Origin of the sequence: Streptomyces odontomachi (genome assembly GCF_024435355.1) — a bacterium.
GTDB classification, from domain to species: domain Bacteria; phylum Actinomycetota; class Actinomycetes; order Streptomycetales; family Streptomycetaceae; genus Streptomyces; species Streptomyces odontomachi.
In genome coordinates this window covers 194,971-212,205 of sequence record NZ_JAMJWG010000018.1, presented here as the reverse complement: position 1 = coordinate 212,205, position 17,235 = coordinate 194,971, and the positions used below count along the sequence as shown (strand labels likewise).

Annotated in this window: 13 protein-coding genes; 5 read left to right on the top strand and 8 right to left on the bottom strand. The window is 72.2% G+C overall.

What is annotated here, in order from left to right; genetic code table 11:
* Positions 1 to 10 precede the first annotated feature (10 nt).
* From NQO67_RS31550 to NQO67_RS31535, 4 genes are read right to left on the bottom strand one after another with little or no spacing between them, the layout of a single operon-like run.
* Positions 11 to 1,960 carry a caspase family protein gene (locus NQO67_RS31550; protein ID WP_255953749.1) on the bottom strand — a complete coding sequence of 650 codons (1,950 nt, stop codon included), beginning with the start codon at positions 1,958 to 1,960 and terminating at the stop codon, positions 11 to 13.
* Positions 1,957 to 2,538, bottom strand: a complete 582-nt coding sequence (gene grpE / locus NQO67_RS31545; RefSeq protein WP_255953748.1) for a nucleotide exchange factor GrpE — start codon at positions 2,536 to 2,538, stop codon at positions 1,957 to 1,959. Before grpE ends, NQO67_RS31550 begins: the two co-directional genes overlap by 4 nt.
* A complete protein-coding gene (locus tag NQO67_RS31540) occupies positions 2,535 to 3,671 on the bottom strand; it encodes a tetratricopeptide repeat protein (RefSeq protein WP_255953747.1) in 1,137 nt (378 codons plus the stop codon). The genes grpE and NQO67_RS31540 overlap by 4 nt, the downstream gene beginning before the upstream one ends.
* Before the next feature lie 14 nt (positions 3,672 to 3,685).
* Positions 3,686 to 5,305, bottom strand: a complete 1,620-nt coding sequence (locus tag NQO67_RS31535; RefSeq protein WP_255953746.1) for an Hsp70 family protein — start codon at positions 5,303 to 5,305, stop codon at positions 3,686 to 3,688.
* A gap of 315 nt (positions 5,306 to 5,620) precedes the next feature.
* Between NQO67_RS31535 and NQO67_RS31530 the strand changes: the two genes are divergently transcribed.
* A complete protein-coding gene (locus tag NQO67_RS31530) occupies positions 5,621 to 7,606 on the top strand; it encodes a caspase family protein (protein ID WP_255953745.1) in 1,986 nt (661 codons plus the stop codon).
* An 88-nt stretch (positions 7,607 to 7,694) separates the two neighbouring features.
* Here the strand turns inward: NQO67_RS31530 and NQO67_RS31525 are convergent, their stop codons facing one another.
* From NQO67_RS31525 to NQO67_RS31510, 4 genes are all read right to left on the bottom strand, one after another.
* On the bottom strand, positions 7,695 to 8,348 hold the full coding sequence (locus NQO67_RS31525; RefSeq protein WP_255953782.1) for an RES family NAD+ phosphorylase: 654 nt from the start codon (positions 8,346 to 8,348) through the stop codon (positions 7,695 to 7,697).
* Positions 8,349 to 8,350: 2 nt separating this feature from the next.
* The gene (locus NQO67_RS31520; RefSeq protein ID WP_255953744.1) at positions 8,351 to 9,052 is read right to left on the bottom strand and encodes a hypothetical protein; all 702 of its coding nucleotides are present in this window, start codon (positions 9,050 to 9,052) and stop codon (positions 8,351 to 8,353) included.
* The gene (locus tag NQO67_RS31515) at positions 9,049 to 10,167 is read right to left on the bottom strand and encodes a macro domain-containing protein (protein WP_374119205.1); all 1,119 of its coding nucleotides are present in this window, start codon (positions 10,165 to 10,167) and stop codon (positions 9,049 to 9,051) included. The genes NQO67_RS31520 and NQO67_RS31515 overlap by 4 nt, the downstream gene beginning before the upstream one ends.
* A gap of 101 nt (positions 10,168 to 10,268) precedes the next feature.
* Positions 10,269 to 11,720 (bottom strand): pyridoxal phosphate-dependent decarboxylase family protein, encoded by a 1,452-nt coding sequence (locus tag NQO67_RS31510; RefSeq protein WP_255953742.1) that lies wholly within the window; start codon positions 11,718 to 11,720, stop codon positions 10,269 to 10,271.
* Between the two features lie 192 nt (positions 11,721 to 11,912).
* Here NQO67_RS31510 and NQO67_RS31505 point away from each other — a divergent pair, with 192 nt between their 5' ends.
* The 4 genes from NQO67_RS31505 to NQO67_RS31485 all read left to right on the top strand — a co-directional run bounded on the left by NQO67_RS31505 (position 11,913) and on the right by NQO67_RS31485 (position 17,228).
* Positions 11,913 to 12,404, top strand: a complete 492-nt coding sequence (locus tag NQO67_RS31505) for an Lrp/AsnC family transcriptional regulator (protein ID WP_255953741.1) — start codon at positions 11,913 to 11,915, stop codon at positions 12,402 to 12,404.
* 647 nt (positions 12,405 to 13,051) lie between these two features.
* Complete coding sequence (locus NQO67_RS31495; protein ID WP_374119210.1) at positions 13,052 to 14,548, top strand: hypothetical protein; 1,497 nt, start codon at positions 13,052 to 13,054, stop codon at positions 14,546 to 14,548.
* Positions 14,545 to 16,053 carry a vWA domain-containing protein gene (locus tag NQO67_RS31490; RefSeq protein ID WP_255953740.1) on the top strand — a complete coding sequence of 503 codons (1,509 nt, stop codon included), beginning with the start codon at positions 14,545 to 14,547 and terminating at the stop codon, positions 16,051 to 16,053. Before NQO67_RS31495 ends, NQO67_RS31490 begins: the two co-directional genes overlap by 4 nt.
* A gap of 62 nt (positions 16,054 to 16,115) precedes the next feature.
* The gene (locus NQO67_RS31485; RefSeq protein WP_255953739.1) at positions 16,116 to 17,228 is read left to right on the top strand and encodes an ATP-binding protein; all 1,113 of its coding nucleotides are present in this window, start codon (positions 16,116 to 16,118) and stop codon (positions 17,226 to 17,228) included.
* Positions 17,229 to 17,235 lie beyond the last annotated feature (7 nt).

The window sequence follows — 17,235 nt, the reverse complement described above, 5'->3', positions numbered from 1 at the left end:
CGGACTTCCTTCACCACGGGGGCACGACGGTGCGTATCGGGAGCGTCTGGGTGGCCCACTGGCCCGGACCGCCCGGCTCGGCCGGGCGGGCGTCCCTGTGGCTGCGTTCCGGCGGGTCGAGACGTAGCACCCCATGCGTGTGCCGGGGGGAAGCCCGCCGGCTGCCGAGCGGTGCCAGCGGGTCCCAGCGGTCGAGGTGGAAGGGCACGGTGTTCAGCTCGCCCTCGCAGACGATCAGCTTCAGCCAGTCCTGTACGAGCGCACCGGGCCGCGGTGCCCGGTGCGGCGGGAGGGACAGCTGGACGGGCCGGTTGTCCAGCGCGTAGCCGGTGTGGCCGGGGCCGACGAAGCGACCGTCGTCGAAGAGCCCGGTGTCCGAGGCGTAACTGTCGGTGAGGTCGAGCAACAGGCACCACAGCCGACGGCCCGTGGCGGCCCGGTGCCGGATCCGCACGGAGACGAGCGGCGGTGTGGGGCCGGCGGCGCCGAGGCCGTACCGGCAGACGATCTCTCCGTTGCCGCCGGGAAATAGCGGGACGTCGCTGCCCCACGGGGTGATCTCCAGCTGCACCTGCCCCGTCAACGCAGAGTGCGGCGCCTGGAGGTCACGTAGCTGGTGCCAGCGGGTCAGGTGGACGAGGCAGGCCGCGAGGCGGTTCCGGTCCTCGGGCACGGCCAGTGGCAGCGGGTGGACGAACGCGGAGCCGTCGCGCCGCAGGATGTGTGCCCGTCCCCCGCGCAGCTCGACCCGGAACAGCAGATCGCCGGCCTCCTCCGGCCGACCGACAATACGCAACAACGGGGAGGGGCCGCCATCGGGCCCGGCTTCCGAGATCGCACGCTCCAGCGTGCGTCGTGCCGCGGCGGGACCGTCGGGTGCGGACAGGACGACCGAGGCGGGCGGCACGGCCAGTGCGGACAGGGCCACCGGGTAGACCTCTGCCGCGCTGGGCACCCAGTCCACCGGCTCGACGTGGGTGTGCTCCGGGCCCACGGCCACCGCCCTGACCGCCCGCCCCGCGGCCGCCGCCGGGCCACGATCGCCCGACCGGAGCACCCGGAACTCGGTGCCCCGGCCCGGCGGCAGGCCGTGGCCCGTGCCGCAGTCGACCTGCCAGCTGTTCGGCCGGTCTGCCCGCAGCAGATGCGGACTGGGCCGGCGGCCCACGGCGCCGCCCAGGAACGGCTGGTCGGCGACCCCACCGGGCTGCGTGGGCAGCAGTGCCGGTCGCTGGTAGGCGCAGGAGACCTGCACCCGGGACGTCGTGGTGGCGTGCAGCTCGCGGTACGTCGTCGTGGCGCCCGCCGTACGCAGCGCATCCAGCAGGGCGTGGCTGAACAGGCCGTGCGTCCGACCGTCGCGCCGGACCTCGTAGGCGGGCTCGTCGAGCTGGCCGGCGGCGAGCAGCACGTGCCTGGCCGGCCGCTCGGGAAGGACGGCGTCACGTGCCGCAGCCGCGAGCCAGGCCGGGTCGGGTGGCACGAAGCGCGGGGTGAGGAGCCGGCCGCGGGTGGCACCTCCGGCGTAGCAGCAGTCGAGGACCGCGACCGTGTGGGCGCCGCCCGCGGCCACCTCGTTGAGGAGTGCACCGAGGCGCTTGTCGACGAGCAGGCCGTCCACGCAGACGAGGGCCTGGTTGCGGCCGGTCGCCTCGACGTCGAGGTGGAGCCGCTCGACGGCGGGCAGTTCGGTGCCGTGGCCGGAGAACCAGAACAGTGCCGTGTCCCCGGGGCCGGCACGACCGAGGTGGTCCCGGATGGCCGCCTCGACCGCGGCCACGGTGACGTCGGCGTCCAGCAACGTGATCGGTTGCAGCCGTCTGCCGGCGCGCCCGCGCAGCAGTTCCTCGGCGGCCACCACGTCGTTGAGGCAGCCTTCGAGCGGTGTGCATCGGTCGGCGGGGTAGGCGTTGACGCCCGTGAGCAGGGCGTAGACGGTGCGCATCCGGCCGTCGCTCACCGGTCGGTGTAGACGCGGACCTGCTGCGGGCGCACGATGCGCTCGCCCGCCCGATAGCCGTGTCGCACCACTTCGGCGACGTCCCCGCTCTGCTCCGGGGAGGGCGCGTGGGTCGTCCCGATGGCCTCCTGGGTTTCGGGGTCGAACGGGCCGACCGCGGCGGGGATACGGGTAGTGCCGTACTTCTCCAGGAGGGCCAGCAGCTCCATGGCCACGGATGCGGCGAACGCGTCGTCCTGCGCGGCCTGCCGCTCAACCCGGTCGACGAGGAGCACGAGGTCGTACAGGAGGGGCTGCACGATGCGGCCCTCGGCTGCCCTGCGCGCGTGATCGAGCTCGGTCAGCAGCCCGTCGAGGCTGCGGCGGGTCTCCCGGTCGTTGAGCAGCCGACGGCGGAACTGGTCACCGAGCGCGGCCAACTCCTCGCGCATGCCGTCGACCGCGTCGGCCACGACGGCGAACGGGTCGGGGTCCCGCGCCGGGTCCTGCCCCTGGTCCGGCGGCGGTCCGGGCTGCTCCACCAGGTGGGTGTCGGGCGGCTCTGCCGGTTGGGGCGGCAGCGGCGGTTGCGTGGTCATGGGAACCTCCCTGCCTGCGGCCCGAGATACGGGGCCACGTCGTCGTAGGTGTGCTTCCAGCGCGGCTTGAGGCCCATGGCGATCGGCAGTCCCAGGACCCCGGCCAGACCCAGCAGGTGGAACGCGTCCTCGGGCATGAACATCACGATGGCGCAGAGGATCACGACCGGACCCGTGCCCCGGCGCCAGTGCCACGTCCTGGCCAGTGCCGTGCCGGCTTCCAGCCGGTACGTGTTGAGCTGCTGTACGAGCTCGGGGTCCGAGACGCCGGCGGCCAGCGCCTGTTCCACGCAGTGCGTGACCACCGGGACGCTGTCGGCCGAGGCGATGACGTACTGCATCCGGACCGGGTGCCAGACCATGGCCCCCTCAGCGCGCAGCGACCAGATCCGGCCGATCCGATCACGGATGGTGCGGTCGCTCGGTCGCCTGGCCAGGGCCTGCTCGTAGGTGCTCAGCGCCTCGTCGTGGCGCCCGGCCCGGTGGAGGCTGTCGGCGGCCATCACCTGGGCGTCGGCGTCGTGCGGCACGAGTCGGGCCGCCGCCAGGTACCAGGAGGCGGCCGTGGACGAGTCGCCGAGCTGCTCGTGGGTATGGGCGATGAAGGCACGGATGAGGGCCTCGTGGGGGAAGTGCGGCAGGGCCCGCAGGAACTCTTGCAACGCTTCCCGCGGCTCACCCAGCTTGAGGTGGAGCCAACCGAGCAGCTGCCAGGCGTCGCCGTTTTCGTCGTCGTGGTACACGGCCTGCCGCAGCTCGTACAGCGCGCCCTCATAGTCTTTCCGGTCGAGCCTGGCGCGCGCCTGACCGACCCAGTCCCGAAGGTGGGGCGGGTCCGGCTGTGGCTCGGGTGCCGGCTCCTTGCGCTGCTCTGAGCTGGGGCGCTGGCGCGCTGTGGCCAGCTTGTGGTCGTAGGCCGCGCGCCGTGCGCGGTCGAGCAGATCCCACCGTGCCTGGCGGACCAACTCGACCCTGTCCTCGGCCTCCCGCCGCTTCGTGGCGTCGGGGGCCAGACTGGCCCGGCTCGACCAGGTACGGAAGGCCCGGTCGAGGAGCCGGGAGATCTCGTTCGTGGTCGCCGACCGGTCGATGCCGAACTCCGCGTAGTAGTCGGCGGGGGTGTCAGTCGTCATCGCTGCGGTTCCGACTAGAGGGTCGACACCCTGGCGACACGGTCGGTGAGCTCGGCGAACTCGGCCTCGGCCAGGTTGTCAGGGCGCTCGACCTCGAACTCCCCGAGCCACTTGCCCGTGGTGAGGTCCTTTACCTCGACGTGGATGATGCCGTCGACGTCGTAGGCGTAGAACACCTCGAACGGCGCGTCTTTCGGGTACGACGGGATGTCGATGGTGCTCTCCCCGACCGTCCTCACATAGTCCAGGTCCTCGCCCTCGCCCTCCGTCACCTGCACCCTGAACTTGGTCTGGTGGTCGATCAGGGTGCAGAAGACGTCGCTCTTCTTGGTCGGCACCGGTGTGTTCCGCGGGATGATCACCGCGTTGTAGTGCAGGTCGTGGTTCTCCGTACGGGTCGCGATCATGCCGAGGGACTGCGAGGTGACGTCCTTGATGGACTTCACCTTCCCCTTGGTGAGACGGGCCAGGCCGTTGCCCGGAGTGGACTCGGTGCTCGCCCCGGGCCCGACGTACTTCCGCTTCTCCTGCGCGTCCTCCGCACGCACCGCGGCGTCCAGCGCGACCAGCGCGGCGCCGAGCGCCACCACCTCGTCCTGGGCGATGCCGCGCTCCGGCTCCCGGCCGGAGAGCCGCCGGATCAGCTCGTGCACCATGGGCATCCTGGTGGAGCCGCCGACCAGCAGCAATCGATCGATGTCGGCCCAGCCGAGCTGGGCTTCCTCCAGCACGCCCTCGGTGATGATGCGGGTGCGATCGAGCAGCTCGGCGCTGATCTCCTCGAACTTCTCGCGTGTCACCCGGATCTGCTCGTGCCGGCCGCCGGCGGAGAGCATCACGACGGCCTGCTCGGTGGTGGACAGGGTCCGCTTGGCGATCTCCGCCTTGTCACGCAGCTCGGCCTGGAGGCCGCTGTCCTCGGTGAGGTCCGGGCCGCCGGCCGCCATGAACGCGTCGTTGAGGTGGCTCATCAGCATGCCGTCCCAGTCGAAGCCGCCGAGGTTGCGGTCGCCGTCGGTGGCGATCACCGTGTAGTCGCCGTCCTCGATCCGCATGACCGTGACGTCGAAGGTGCCGCCGCCCAGGTCGTAGACGAGCACGATGCCGATCCTCCCGCCGTCCTCACCGCCCTCCTCGCGGTCGGCGGAGGACCGGTCGAGGCCGTAGACGAGCGCGGCCGCGGTGGGCTCGTTGACGATGCGCAGCACCTGGAGCCCGGCGAGCCGCCCGGCGTCCTGCGTCGCCTTGCGCCGCACGTCGTCGAAGTACGCGGGAACGGTGATGACCGCCTGTTCGACCGGCTCGCCGAGCATCATCTCGGCGTCCTCCTTGAGGCGTTTGAGCAGCAGCGCGGAGATCTCCTCGGGCCGGTATGGTGTGCCGGACTCCGAGTGGTAGATCGGGTTGGCCTCGCCCATGTAGCGCTTGACGAACTGCACCACGTGATCGGGGGCCGTCGCAACGGAGCGTTTCGCCTGGGAGCCGACGACGACCGTGTCGCCCTGGAACATCACCACGGACGGAGTGATGTTCTCGCCCTCTCGGTTGCGGACGATGGACGGGCTGCCCGAGCGGTCCGCGACCGCCACGGCAGAGTAGGTCGTCCCGAGGTCAATGCCCACCACACGCGTCACTACTGCTCCCCCTTATGAGCATGAACATCTACATGCCAACAATGCCCATTTGAGGGACAGTTGACCGCATGAGACCCGTTGCCGGCCTGCTCCCCGTCGCTTCTCGGCCGATTGCGCCTCGCCCCCGCCGGGCGGGTCGGGAAGGCGGATCGTCATGCCTGCGCTGGTCGGGCACGGATGGACCTCGATGGTGCATCAGGAGGAGGGCCCGGCACCATCGCTCAGGACCGGGTGACCGACGATGAACCGGAACACGACCGTTTCTCGCCCTCTTCTCTTCCGCGCTGCCGGGGCAACCGCTGCGACACTGGACGTATGGGGCACATCCACGCCCTTCTCGTGGGCGTCAACAGCTATCCGCCCGACATCGCCGGTGGGCTGACCGGTTGTGTCAACGACATCGACGCGGCCCGTCGCCTGATCGAGGAACGCGGCGGCGGCGCGGCGCGGGTGCTGACCCTGGCGGAGGCGGAGGCGACGACCGCCGCGGTCGAGGCCGCGATAACAGACTTCATGGGGCAGGCGGGTGAGGGCGACACCGCGCTGTTCTGGTTCTCCGGGCATGGCAGGCAACTGCCGGCGTCGGGCGCGGACCTGCTCCTCGAAGCGACCGGGATGAACCAGGCACTCGTGTGCTACGACGGGGACCTGTTGGACAAGCGGCTGGGAACCCTCCTGGACGGCGTCGCGGCGCGCGGCGCTGAGACGGTGGCCGTGCTCGACTGCTGCTTCTCGGGCGGCGCAACACGGAACGCCGACACTGCACCGGACCTGACCGTGCGCTACGCGCCACCGCGCAGCCGGAGGGAACCGTCCCCACGGTTGCCCGGTACACGGCACGGCGCGCAGTCGCGCGACGCGGCGACCGGTGCCCGGCCGCAACGGCACCTTCTTCTCGCGGCGACCCGGCTGGACCAGTACGCGTACGAGGACTGGTGCGGGGGCCGGCGGCACGGGATCTTCACCCACTCCCTGCTCGAAGCGGTCCGTGCGGCCGGGCCCGGCGTCTCCTATCGGCAGTTGCTCGTGGCGGCGGACGCACGGGTGCGCCGCGCCGTGCGGAGCCAGCAACCGGTGCTGCAACCGGCAGGGACCGGTGGCGCGGCCGACCGGCCGTTCCTGGGCGGCCCGGTCACCGGTGCGGCCGGCGATCACCTGTTGCGGTACGGGCCCGCCGGTTGGGAAGTCGACTGCGGAGCCGTGCACGGCCTGCGGACCGGGCAGGGTGCCGAAGGCACCGAGTTCGCCCCGGTCGACGGCGCGGACGGCGGCCTGCTGCGGGCGCACACGGTGCTGGCGGAGCGGACGCTGGCCGAACCGGTCGGGTGGACACCGGACCGGGCGCGGGTCTACCCCGTCGCGGTGTCCGCGCTGGCCTCGCCGCCGGCCGCGGTGAGCATCAGGGCGGACGCCACGGACCGGGCAGCCCTGCTGCGGGAGGCGATTGCCGGACACGGCTCGGGCGGACGTCCCTCACCCTTGCTGCGGGTCGCCGACGATCCGCAGAACTGGTCAGCGCTCCATGTGCAGGCCGTGGTCCAGAACGGCACGGTCAGGCTGCTGAGCCGGGACGGGACCCCGCTCCTCGGCTCGCTGCCGCTGGTCGGCCCGGCGGACGCACGGCGGGTCGTCGACTGCCTGGCCCACCTCGCCCACTGGCACCGGCTGCGAGAGCTGGGCTCGGGGCCGTCCGTCCTGGACACCTCCGTGTCGCTGGAGATCGTGCCCTGGCACTGCCCGGCCGGCCCTGCCCTGGCGCCGGACGGCAGCGGGGAGATCGTCTGCTCGTACGACGGCTGGGACGACAGGGGACCACATCGGCCGCTGGTGTCGATCCGCCTGCACAACCGGGCCCGACGGCCGCTGTGGTGCCTCCTGCTCGACCTCACCGACAGCTACGCCGCCCACCCGTTGCTCTTCCCAGGGCACTGGATCGGGCCGGGCGGCACGGGCTTCGCCTTGGACGGCGCAGCCGTGGAGCTGAGCGTGCCGTCGGCCAGGGAGGAACCGGGTGCCGAAGCACGTGACTGGCTGAAACTCGTGGTCGCCGAGTCGGAGTTGAACACCCTGCCGTTCTGCCTCGACCCGTGCGACCCGTCCCGACCGGAGGGCCGCGGCGCCGCGGCCGAGCCGTCCGAGGTGCTGCGCTTCGGGCCGCCGTCCAGCCACCGGGACCTCGGCCGGCCCTCCGGCACCGCGGCGCTGGCCCGCTGGGCCGTTCGGACCATCCCCTTGCGTACCCGCATCCCGGCCGGGATACGGGTACGTCCCGCCGGGGACGGGCACCGGCCCGGTACGTGATCTCGAACCAGGCCGGCGCGGCTGGCCACGCAGAGGCTCCTTCAGCAGGCCGGGGAGTGGTACGCGACGTCCGGGAAGGGTGTCGGATTCACGGCGCGAGACGGACGTGGTACGGCTCCAGAGCCGCATCGAGCCACTCCCGGCCGGCCGGCCCGTCCAGGTCGAGGGCGGAGTCCGGCTCGACGCGCAGGGCGCCGGGCGGGCAGCGGTCACCGAAGAGGACCAGGGCGCGCTCGCCGGGTTCGCGCTTCGACGGCCACAGGAAGCCCATGGCCCAGGGCTCGGTGTGGCGGCGGATCCAGTGACCCCAGTCGCGGGTGTACGCGTAGTCACGCGCCTCGGTGTGGATCAACCAGGGGTCCTGGTGGACGGCGGCGAGGTCGCGACCGTCCAGCAGGGGCAGGACGGTCAGGTCCGTGGTGAGGCGCAGTGCGGTGAGCCGGCGGCCCTCGACGGCGGCACGGGTCAGCAGACGGGGGCCGCCCGAGGGTTCGAACTCCAGGTCGCGCACGAGGGTTTCGCAGAGGGCGGCGGCCACGCCGAGCCCGGCGTAGAGGTACGGGTACGGGGCGCAGGAGGTGCCGTCGAACCGGCCGCCACCGTACAGGCAGTGGGCGGGGCGCGGGTTGAAGGCATCGGCGGGGCGGTGGGAGCGGTGCACGCGGTGGAGCAGGGTGCCGCGCGGCAGGACCGCCTTGCCGGGTGTGCCGGTGAGGCGGTCGGGTGGCTGGTAGTGCGGCACGGTCAACCCGCCTCCTTCAGCAGTCGCGCGGTGTCCAGCAAGCGCCCGTCCTGCCCGGCGCCGAGCAGACGGGCGGGGGCGACGCCCAGCCAGGCGTTGGCAGACAGCCACCAGTCGGCGACGCCCCAGGGGTCCTGGTCGGCGCCGAGCAGCCGGTTGACGTCGAGGACGACGGGACGGGGCCGCAGATCGTCGTCGAACTGGAACAGCGGCACGTGCTGCCGGCCGCCCGGACCGGGCAGCCGGATCAGGTCGGAACGGCACGGATCCTGCCCGCGGGCACGGACGGCTTCCGGACGGGCGGCGGGCTCGGCGAGCAGCCGATCACGGATCGCGCCGAGCGTCGGACCGACCATCCGGTGGCCGTCGACCACGAGCACGGCGAGGTCCTCGGCGACGAAACCGTGCACGGACGGGGCCTCGACGCCACCTGAACCGGCGGGGACGAAACGCGCCGACGGACCGTGGTCGAACTCGCCGGGCAGCGTCCGGCCCAGCAGGCGAGCCGCCTCGGCCGCGGCTTCGTCGGGGGAGTCTCCGTCGCGGTACGCGGTGAGCAGTGCAGCCAACCGGTCTCGGATTCCCGGGTTCGCCTCGAGGCGCGGTGCGATGCGGTCCCAGCCGGCCGCCGCGGCGGCGAGCGCCAGCCGGGGGTCGGCTGCGGGATCGCTCGATGCGGCGTCGTCCAACGGTCTGTCGTTCACCGGACGGCTCCGAGTTCGCCGAGCATGCGCTGCAACAGGTCGGCTCGGTCCGGGTTGCGGACGACGAAATGAACCTCCCACTCGGCGCCACGTGCCCATTCGGCCTCGACGGCCGCCCAGACGGCGGTGAAGCTGGCCGCCGGTTCGAGACCGCCACGGCCCGCTCCGAGCAGGGGCAGGCACAGGGACCGCAGGGGCGGGTCGTGCCGGCCGGACTCGTGGGAAAGGAGTGCGAAGACGCGCGCCATCGCGCGGGTGACGTCGGCGGGCTGGACCTCGTACTCGTTGGTGCCGGGCCGAGGAACGGCCACGGCGGCGTGGTAGATGCGTCGGATGCCCTGGTGGCCGAGGGCGCCCGCGGTGGTGACGGCGACGGTGCCGGCGTCGGCCGGGCGGCCCGGGCCGCCGTGCCGGGCGACCCACTGGGTCAGTTCCGCCTGGAGGTGGTCTTCCGCTATCCCGCCGGCCGGGTCGCGGCGGGCTCCGGCCCGCCGGAGGGCGGCCGAGACGGAGGACTTGTAAGGGGCAGGCAGTGCGAAGTAGGTGTTGGTGGGCGCAACGACCACGTCGATGTCGCGCAGCAGGTCGACGGAGTGCACGTGCACGGTGACGATCACGGCCCGCCCGCTGACGCGCATCCGCAGATGACGGTGGCTGGGCGCCAGCCGGGCCGGTGAGGAGGCGATCAGCGGAGCGTGGCCGGTCGCCTCTGCGGCGGTCAACTGGACGAGCTGGTCCGCGATCTGGCCCAGCACCATGGGCTCGTGGTGCTTGCGGAACCGCTCGGGGCTCACCCCGTACACCTGGGCGGCTCGGCGCCGCCGGTCGGAGGCGGGCCAGTCGCGGGTCCCCTGGGCGAGGCCGAGGGCGAATTCGGCGGCCTCCTGGAGCGTGCCGCCGCCCAGTCGGGCGACCGCGGTGCGCAGGGCCTGCTCGATGCCCCAGCCGATGCCCCGGGGAGCGGCTGCGTGGCCGGTGCGGCATGCGGTGCCGACGCTCGTCAAAGCGGGCAGTTCGAGCTGCCGCAGCCTCACCAGTCCTGCCCGTCGTACCTTGCGTAACTCCTCGAGCAATGCTGTGTAGTCAGGCACCAGAGCATGCGGCGACGAACGCATGCCTTCAGCATCGCAGCGGCTCACAGCACCGGCAAACCTTTTGCACCGCTGCATGTCCTCGAGCACGCGCCACTGCGCCGGGGGACGGGGGCCGCGTGAGCCTAATCTCCGCCGGCGTCGGAGGTGACCCCGGTGGTCTCGGCGCTGATGATGTCGAGTGCCTCGGTGATGCGGTCGAGGTGCGTGCGGTGGGAGACGATGCAGACCCGCAGGGTGTAGCGGCCGTCGATGACCGTGCTGGAGAGGGCGATCCGCCGGTGCGCGTTGATCCGGTCCATCAGCCGGCGGCTGGCTTCGTCGGCCCGCTCGGCGGCGGCCCGGCTGCCGTCGGAGGGGCGGACCCGGAAGACCACGGTGGTCAGGTCCGGGCGGTGCGGGACCTCCAGCTCCGGGATGCGGGACAGGACGGCGTGGACGTGCCGGGCCAGGTCGAGTTTCTCGTCGAGGGCGTCACGGAAGGCGTCCACGCCGTGCAGGTGCAGGGGGAGCCAGGCGCGTACCCCGCGTATCTCGTGGGTCAACTCGGCCCCCAGCTGGCCGGAGTCGGGGATGCTCCCGGTCGGGCCCACGTCCTGGAGGTAGGCGCCGGTGCCGTCGTGGGCGGCCCGCAGCGTGGCGGGGTCGCGTACGACGAGGGCCCCCGTGCCGAACGGCATGAACAGGCCCTTGTGCGGGTCCAGGGTGATCGAGTCGGCCTGCTCGAGGCCCGCCAGGCGTTCCCTGCCGCGTGCGGTGAGGCGGAAGAAACCGCCGTAGGCCGCGTCGAGGTGCAACCAGAGGTCCGCACGTCGGGCCAGGTCGGCCAGGTGCGGCAGCGGGTCGATCGTGCCGGTGTCGGTGGTGCCGGCGCTGCCCACCAGGAGGAACGGGCGCAGTCCGGCCGCGCGGTCCGCGCGGATCATCGCGGCGGCCGCGTCGTGGTCCATCCGTAGCTCGCGGGTGTGCGGCACCAGACGTATGTGGGCGCCGCGGATGCCGGCGAGACGGGCGGCCTTGGCGACGGAGTGATGGGTCAGGGCGGTGGTGTAGACGGTGCCGGTGGCGAGGTCCTCGCCGAGGCGGTCGTGCCGGGCGGCCACCGTCGCGGAGAAGGCGGCCAGGGACCCGCCGCTGGTCAGCAGGCCGCCGCTGCCATCGGGCAGCCCGCACACCTCGCGCGCGATCCAGCGGATCACGCTCTCCTCCAGCGCGGCGAAGCCCGGGGCCACGGCCGACTGGCCGCCGTAGCGGTTGACCGCCCGGTTGTAGAACTCGGCCAGCGCCGCGGTGAACATGCCGCTGCCCGGGATGTAGGCCAGGTGCCCGGGGCCGGCACTCTCCAGGGCGCAGTCGGCGGCCTCGTCCAGGCGCGCGAGCAGCGTCTCCAGATCGCCGCCCTTGGCGGGCGGGGGAGCCAGGAGCGACGCCGTGAGGTCGGCCGTCTCCTCCGCGGAGAGCGGGTTGGTCGCCGGGCGGGAAGGGAGTCGCTCGGTGCGGTCGATGACACGGCGCAGGACGAGGTCACCCATGTCGCTCATCGCGGTGCGGTCGGGTTCCAGGGGGAAAGGGTTCATCGGCCAATCCGGGGCAGGCGGTCGTGGGCGTGGACGCGCGCGGAGACAGGTGGGCGCTGAGCGGCGGTCGAATCGGTGCTCGTGGCGCCCACCAGCATGCGCCGGAGCATGCGACACACGATGGCTTGATCAGCGCCCCGGGCACCGTTCGGCGGCAGATCGTGCGACGAAGAGGCCGTTACGGTGAACGCCATGCCACGCCCCATGTACGACCGCATCGACCAGGCCATCCTCGACCACCTCCAGCGGCACGGCCGGACTCCGAACGTGGAACTGGCCGATGCCGTACGGCTGTCCCCCTCCTCCTGCCTGCGCCGCACCAAGGCCCTGGAGGCGGACGGGGTGCTGGCCGGCTACCGGGCCGACCTGGACCGCGAGCGCCTCGGGCTCGGGCTGACGGTGTTCCTGTCCATCAAGGTCGAGCACTCCAGCACCACGCCCCAGGTGGTGGCGACGGCGATGAAGGAGATCCCGCACGTGGTGGCCTGCCACATGGTCTCCGGCGACGCCGACTTCTTCGTGGAGCTGGCCGTGCCCGACCTGCTGACCTTCGAGCGGGTGCTGAGCGACCAGATCCTGGCCATCGGGCCGGTGCGCGACGTGCGCAGCACCGTCTGCATCCGCACCGTGGTCGACCGCGGCCCGTTGCCGCTGGACTCCTGGCCGGGACGCCGGCCCCGCTGACCCTCCGGCACCCGAACGACTCCCGTACGGCCGGTGGTTGGGCGGGCGCGGCGCCATCGGCTCGCGCACGCCGTTGTCAGTGGTCCGCCGTATGTTCGGTGACGTCCCGCCGTCGTGGCGCGCGTTTCGCGCGTACGGCGTTCGGCGGTCTTTTCGTGCTGTGATGAGGAGTTGGTGTGGTGTCAGTCTGGGAGAGGTCGAGCACGGCGCGGGTGGTGCCACCCGCTCGGCCACGCAAGCTCGCCAAGGTCCCGTTCGTCGAGCTTGCCGACGGACGCTTGCAGGGCGTGGTGTCCAGCGGCTCCGACATCGCGCGGGTCTACGTCTCGTCGGTCACGGCCGGCTCGTACGCGTACGCGTGCAGCACCAACAACAACCGGCCGTGCGGTGGCGCGGGATACATGTACTGCAACCACATCAAGGCCCTGATCAACGAGGCGGTGTTGCAGTACGGCGCCGAGCGCGTCGCCCGCTACCTGAAGGTCGAGGTCACGGACCAGGAACTCGGCGCGCACTCCCTCACCCTCGCCATGACCGGCACCCGTCCACCGCAGGGCGACACCAAGGCCGCCGCACCCGTCTTCAGCCGGTTCCTGCGCCACCTGGCCTACCTGGAGCTGACCCCGACCACGGCACCGTTGCCGGAGATGCACTGGTTCCCGCCGACCAGGGCGGTGACCGTGGGGGCGCCCCAGGGCGAGGGCGATACGAGTGCGGTGGAGCCCACCGAGCCGGCCGGCGAAGCCGTCGCCGGACTCGACGAGGCGCTGGCGGCCGTCGACGCCTTCGACCAGACCCTCGTCGCCGGGCTGCTCAGGCCGCACCCCGCCCAGGCCGCACAGCTGGCGGAGGTCGCCCGGGCCGTCGCGGGGACACCGCTGGTGACCCGGGTCGCCGAGGCGGCGGAGAAGGCGGCGGCCGGTGCCGCCGGCGAAGACCACTTCGTGGCCCTGGCCGCCGCCCGCAGCGCCCTGCTCGGCTCCGTCCACGACGCGCTGACGGTCCGGGTCGAGGAGACCAGCGGCCGGTCCCGCAGCGTCGAGACGATCCCGGCGCCCGCCGCCCAGCAGCCGCCGAACCTCCCCCGCTGCCCTGAACGGGCGTGGCAGGCACCCCCACTCGCAGCGGCCCGCTCCTGGCTCTGTGACCTGGCGCGCGCCGGCTGGCAGGGCATCGACCACGAGTTGGTCTCGGGCGCGGCACAGATCGTCTCCGCGATGCTCCCCGACCCGGCGCTGCGCCGCCTGGCCACGCTCCTCGACGGCTTCGCCGCCGAACTCGCCGCCAGCTGCCCCGGCGCCACGCTGGAGCGCATCCCGGTGCGCCGCTGGGCCGACCTGTGGTCACGCGGCATGCTGCTGACGCTGCCCGGTGCGTGCGACGTGCCGCTGGCCGGCACCGTCACCGGCCGTCTCCTGCCCCTCGGCGTCGACCTCCAGGAGCATGCGACCGCCGTCCAGGCCCAGGTGCACGCGGTATTCGAGCCGGCGGACGGCGCGACACCCCGCCTGCTGCGTGCGGGCGTGTCCGTGCCGAAGCCCGACACGGTCGTCGAAGCCGGACTCTGGCAACTGCTCCGCCCGCACATGTCGCTCCTCGCGGCCGTCGGCGAAGGCCGTTCGATACAGCTCTCCGACATGCCGGTCACCGCCGAGGGCGACCTGGTGTGGAGCGACGAGCACGCCCACCCGGGCGAGCCGGCCGACGCCTTCGCCACCGCCCGAGTCGCCCTGCCCACCGCCACCGACGCGACGACCGCACCCCTGGACCGCCATCCGACACGCATCGCGGTCCCCGTGTTCCTGGAGGGCTACGCCGTCGAGAAGGGCGACGGCGCCCTCACGTTCACCGTCGCCGGCCAGCCCTTCGCCGTCGACACGGACCGCATTCCGACGGCGGGCCCGCTCACTCCCGAGGCCGTCGCCGCGTCCGGCGCCTGTATCGGGCTGCTCCGCTGGGACGCCGGGGCGTACCGCATACAGCCGCTGGCCGTCGAGGCGACGGTACGGAAGAAGGCCGTGGCTGTGCACGCCGGCGGATGGGCCGGTGGCACCGCCGACAAGGCCGGAGTCAAGGCCGAGAAGGCCGCCACCGCTGCCGTGGCCGTGCTGCGGGAGCGGGCCGGAAGGCTGCTGCGGAAATGACCGAACACACGCGAGAAGAGACGGTCGAGACAGGGCGCCCGGCCACCGCGCCGTCCGCGACGGACCCCGGCGTGGACCCTGATGAGAACCGCCGGCAGGTGCTGTACTGGCGGCTCCTCGCCCGTCTCTTCGACCACGAGGAGCAGGCCACGCTGGAATCGGCGAGCCTCGCCGTCGTCGAGGACATCGGGCTGCCGTCCGGGCTGCTGGACCCGAAGACCTCCGTCGACTCGATCGTGCAGCGCCATCCGGAGCTGGCCGCCGAGTTCGACGGGCTGATGGCACGAGAGGCCGAGCCGGAGCCCGAGGCCTCCGACGCCGCGGGTGACGGCGCCTCTGCCGGCGGACGCGACCGGGCCGCTGAAGTGCGGCGTGCCGCGCTGGTGTCGAAGGTGCTGCTCAATGTCTTCGCGACCGGCTCCGGTTCGGTCTCCGCCGGGCAACTGTCGCGCTGGCAGTCCGACGCGGGCTGGCTGGAGCGCGCGCTGGGCTGCGGGCCGGGCGAGCTGCGCGGCCAGGGCGGCAGAGGCGTGGGCGGCGGAGGCGGGGGACGGGGCGTCAGCCCCACCGGCAGCGGCGGTCGCGGCACCACGCCCGACCTCAGCCGGCTGATTCCGGCGATCGGCCCGGAGCTGGGCGCCATCGAGGCCGACCTCGTCAAGCGGATGCAGCTACGTGAGGTACTGGCCGACCCCAAGCTCGCCGCACAGCTGACCCCGAGCATGTCGCTGATCGAGCAGCTGCTGCTGGACAAGAACAACCTGTCGGGCGTGGCCCTCGCCAACGCCAAGGCGCTGATCCGCCGTTTCGTCGACGAGGTCGCCGAGGTACTGCGCACCCAGGTGGAGAAGGCCACGGTGGGCGCCCTGGACCGCTCCGTCCCACCCAAGCGGGTGTTCCGCAACCTCGACCTCGACCGCACCATCTGGAAGAACCTCACCAACTGGAGCCCGGAGGAGGAGCGGCTGTACGTCGACCGCCTCTACTACCGGCACACCGCCCGCAAGACGACGCCCCAGCGGCTGATCGTCGTGGTGGACCAGTCCGGCTCGATGGTCGACTCGATGGTGAACTGCACCATCCTCGCCTCGATCTTCGCCGGCCTGCCGAAGGTGGACGTCCATCTGATCGCCTACGACACCCAGGCGCTCGACCTCACGCCCTGGGTGCACGACCCCTTCGAGACCCTGCTGCGCACCAACCTCGGCGGCGGCACCGACGGCACGGTCGCGATGGCCCTGGCCCAGCCGAAGATCGCCGAGCCGCGCAACACGGTGGTGGTGTGGATCTCCGACTTCTACGAGTGGCAGACCGAGCCGCTGTTCCAGTCCATGGCCGCCATCCACCGCTCGGGTGCCAAGTTCATCCCCGTCGGCTCCGTGACCAGCTCCGGGCGCGGCAGCGTCAACCCGTGGTTCCGGGAACGCTTCAAGGATCTCGGCACGCCGGTGCTCTCCGGCCACATCCGCAAGCTCGTGCAGGAACTCAAGACCTTCCTGGCCTGAGGCCGCACCGCTTTTCGCTTCTTTTCGCCTGACGACTTTCGTACGTGAAGAAAGGCCCTCACATGTCCGACCTGCTGCGCGCCCCTGCCGAGATCAAGTACGCGGAGGAGCTCGACTGGCTGGAGTCCGTCGACGACAACCCCAAGCCGTTCTCGTGGCGCCTGTCGCCGAAGATGATCCGCCTGTTCATCCTGGGTTCCGAGCGCTCCGACGGCCTGGACCGGGAGATCGCGCAGAAGTGGTTCGGCGACCGGAGCTTCGTCGAGCGTGCCATCGTCACGCTGGCCTCCGACCGCGGCCTGCTGCTCATCGGCGACCCGGGCACGGGCAAGAGCTGGCTGGCCGAGCTGCTGTCCGCCGCGATCTGCCGCAACTCCACGCTCGTCGTGCAGGGCACCGCAGGCACCACCGAGGACCACATCAAGTACTCCTGGAACGTGTCCATGGTCATCGCCAAGGGCCAGTCGCGCGAGTCGATGATCCCCTCACCCATCATGAACGCGATGGAGACCGGCGCCATCGGCCGGTTCGAGGAGCTCACCCGCTCCACCAGCGATGTCCAGGACGCGCTGATCTCGATCCTGTCCGAGAAGTACATCTCGGTCCCCGAACTGGACAGCGACAACATCGTCTTCGCCCAGCCCGGCTTCTCGATCATCGCCACCGCCAACAGCCGTGACCGCGGTGTCAACGACCTCTCGTCGGCGCTGAAGCGCCGCTTCAACTTCGTCCGCATCCCGGTGGTGACGAACAAGAAGAGCGAGGCGGAGATCGTCCGCTTCCGCACCGAGGAGCTGCTGCGCCGCCACCAGATAGAGCTGGACGTGCCGCCCACCCTGCTCGACGTGCTGTTGCAGAGCTTCGCCGACCTGCGCGCCTCGGCCGCCGCGGCCGGCAGCGACGACGAGAAGCTGGAGTCCGCGCTGTCCACCGCCGAACAGATCGGCGTGCTCGAAGACGCCGTCCTGCACGGCAACTTCTTCGGCGAGCGCGCCCTGACCGCCCACACGCTGGCCTCCTCACTCGTCGGCTCGCTGGCCCGCCGCGAGCCCGAGGACCTGGCCATCCTCAACAAGTACCTGCACGGCGTCGTCGAGCCACGCAGCAAGGAAGAGGGCGGTTCGTGGCCCGAGTTCCTCGAGGGCGGCCGCGACGCGATCGCCACCCTGTCGTGAGCGCCCC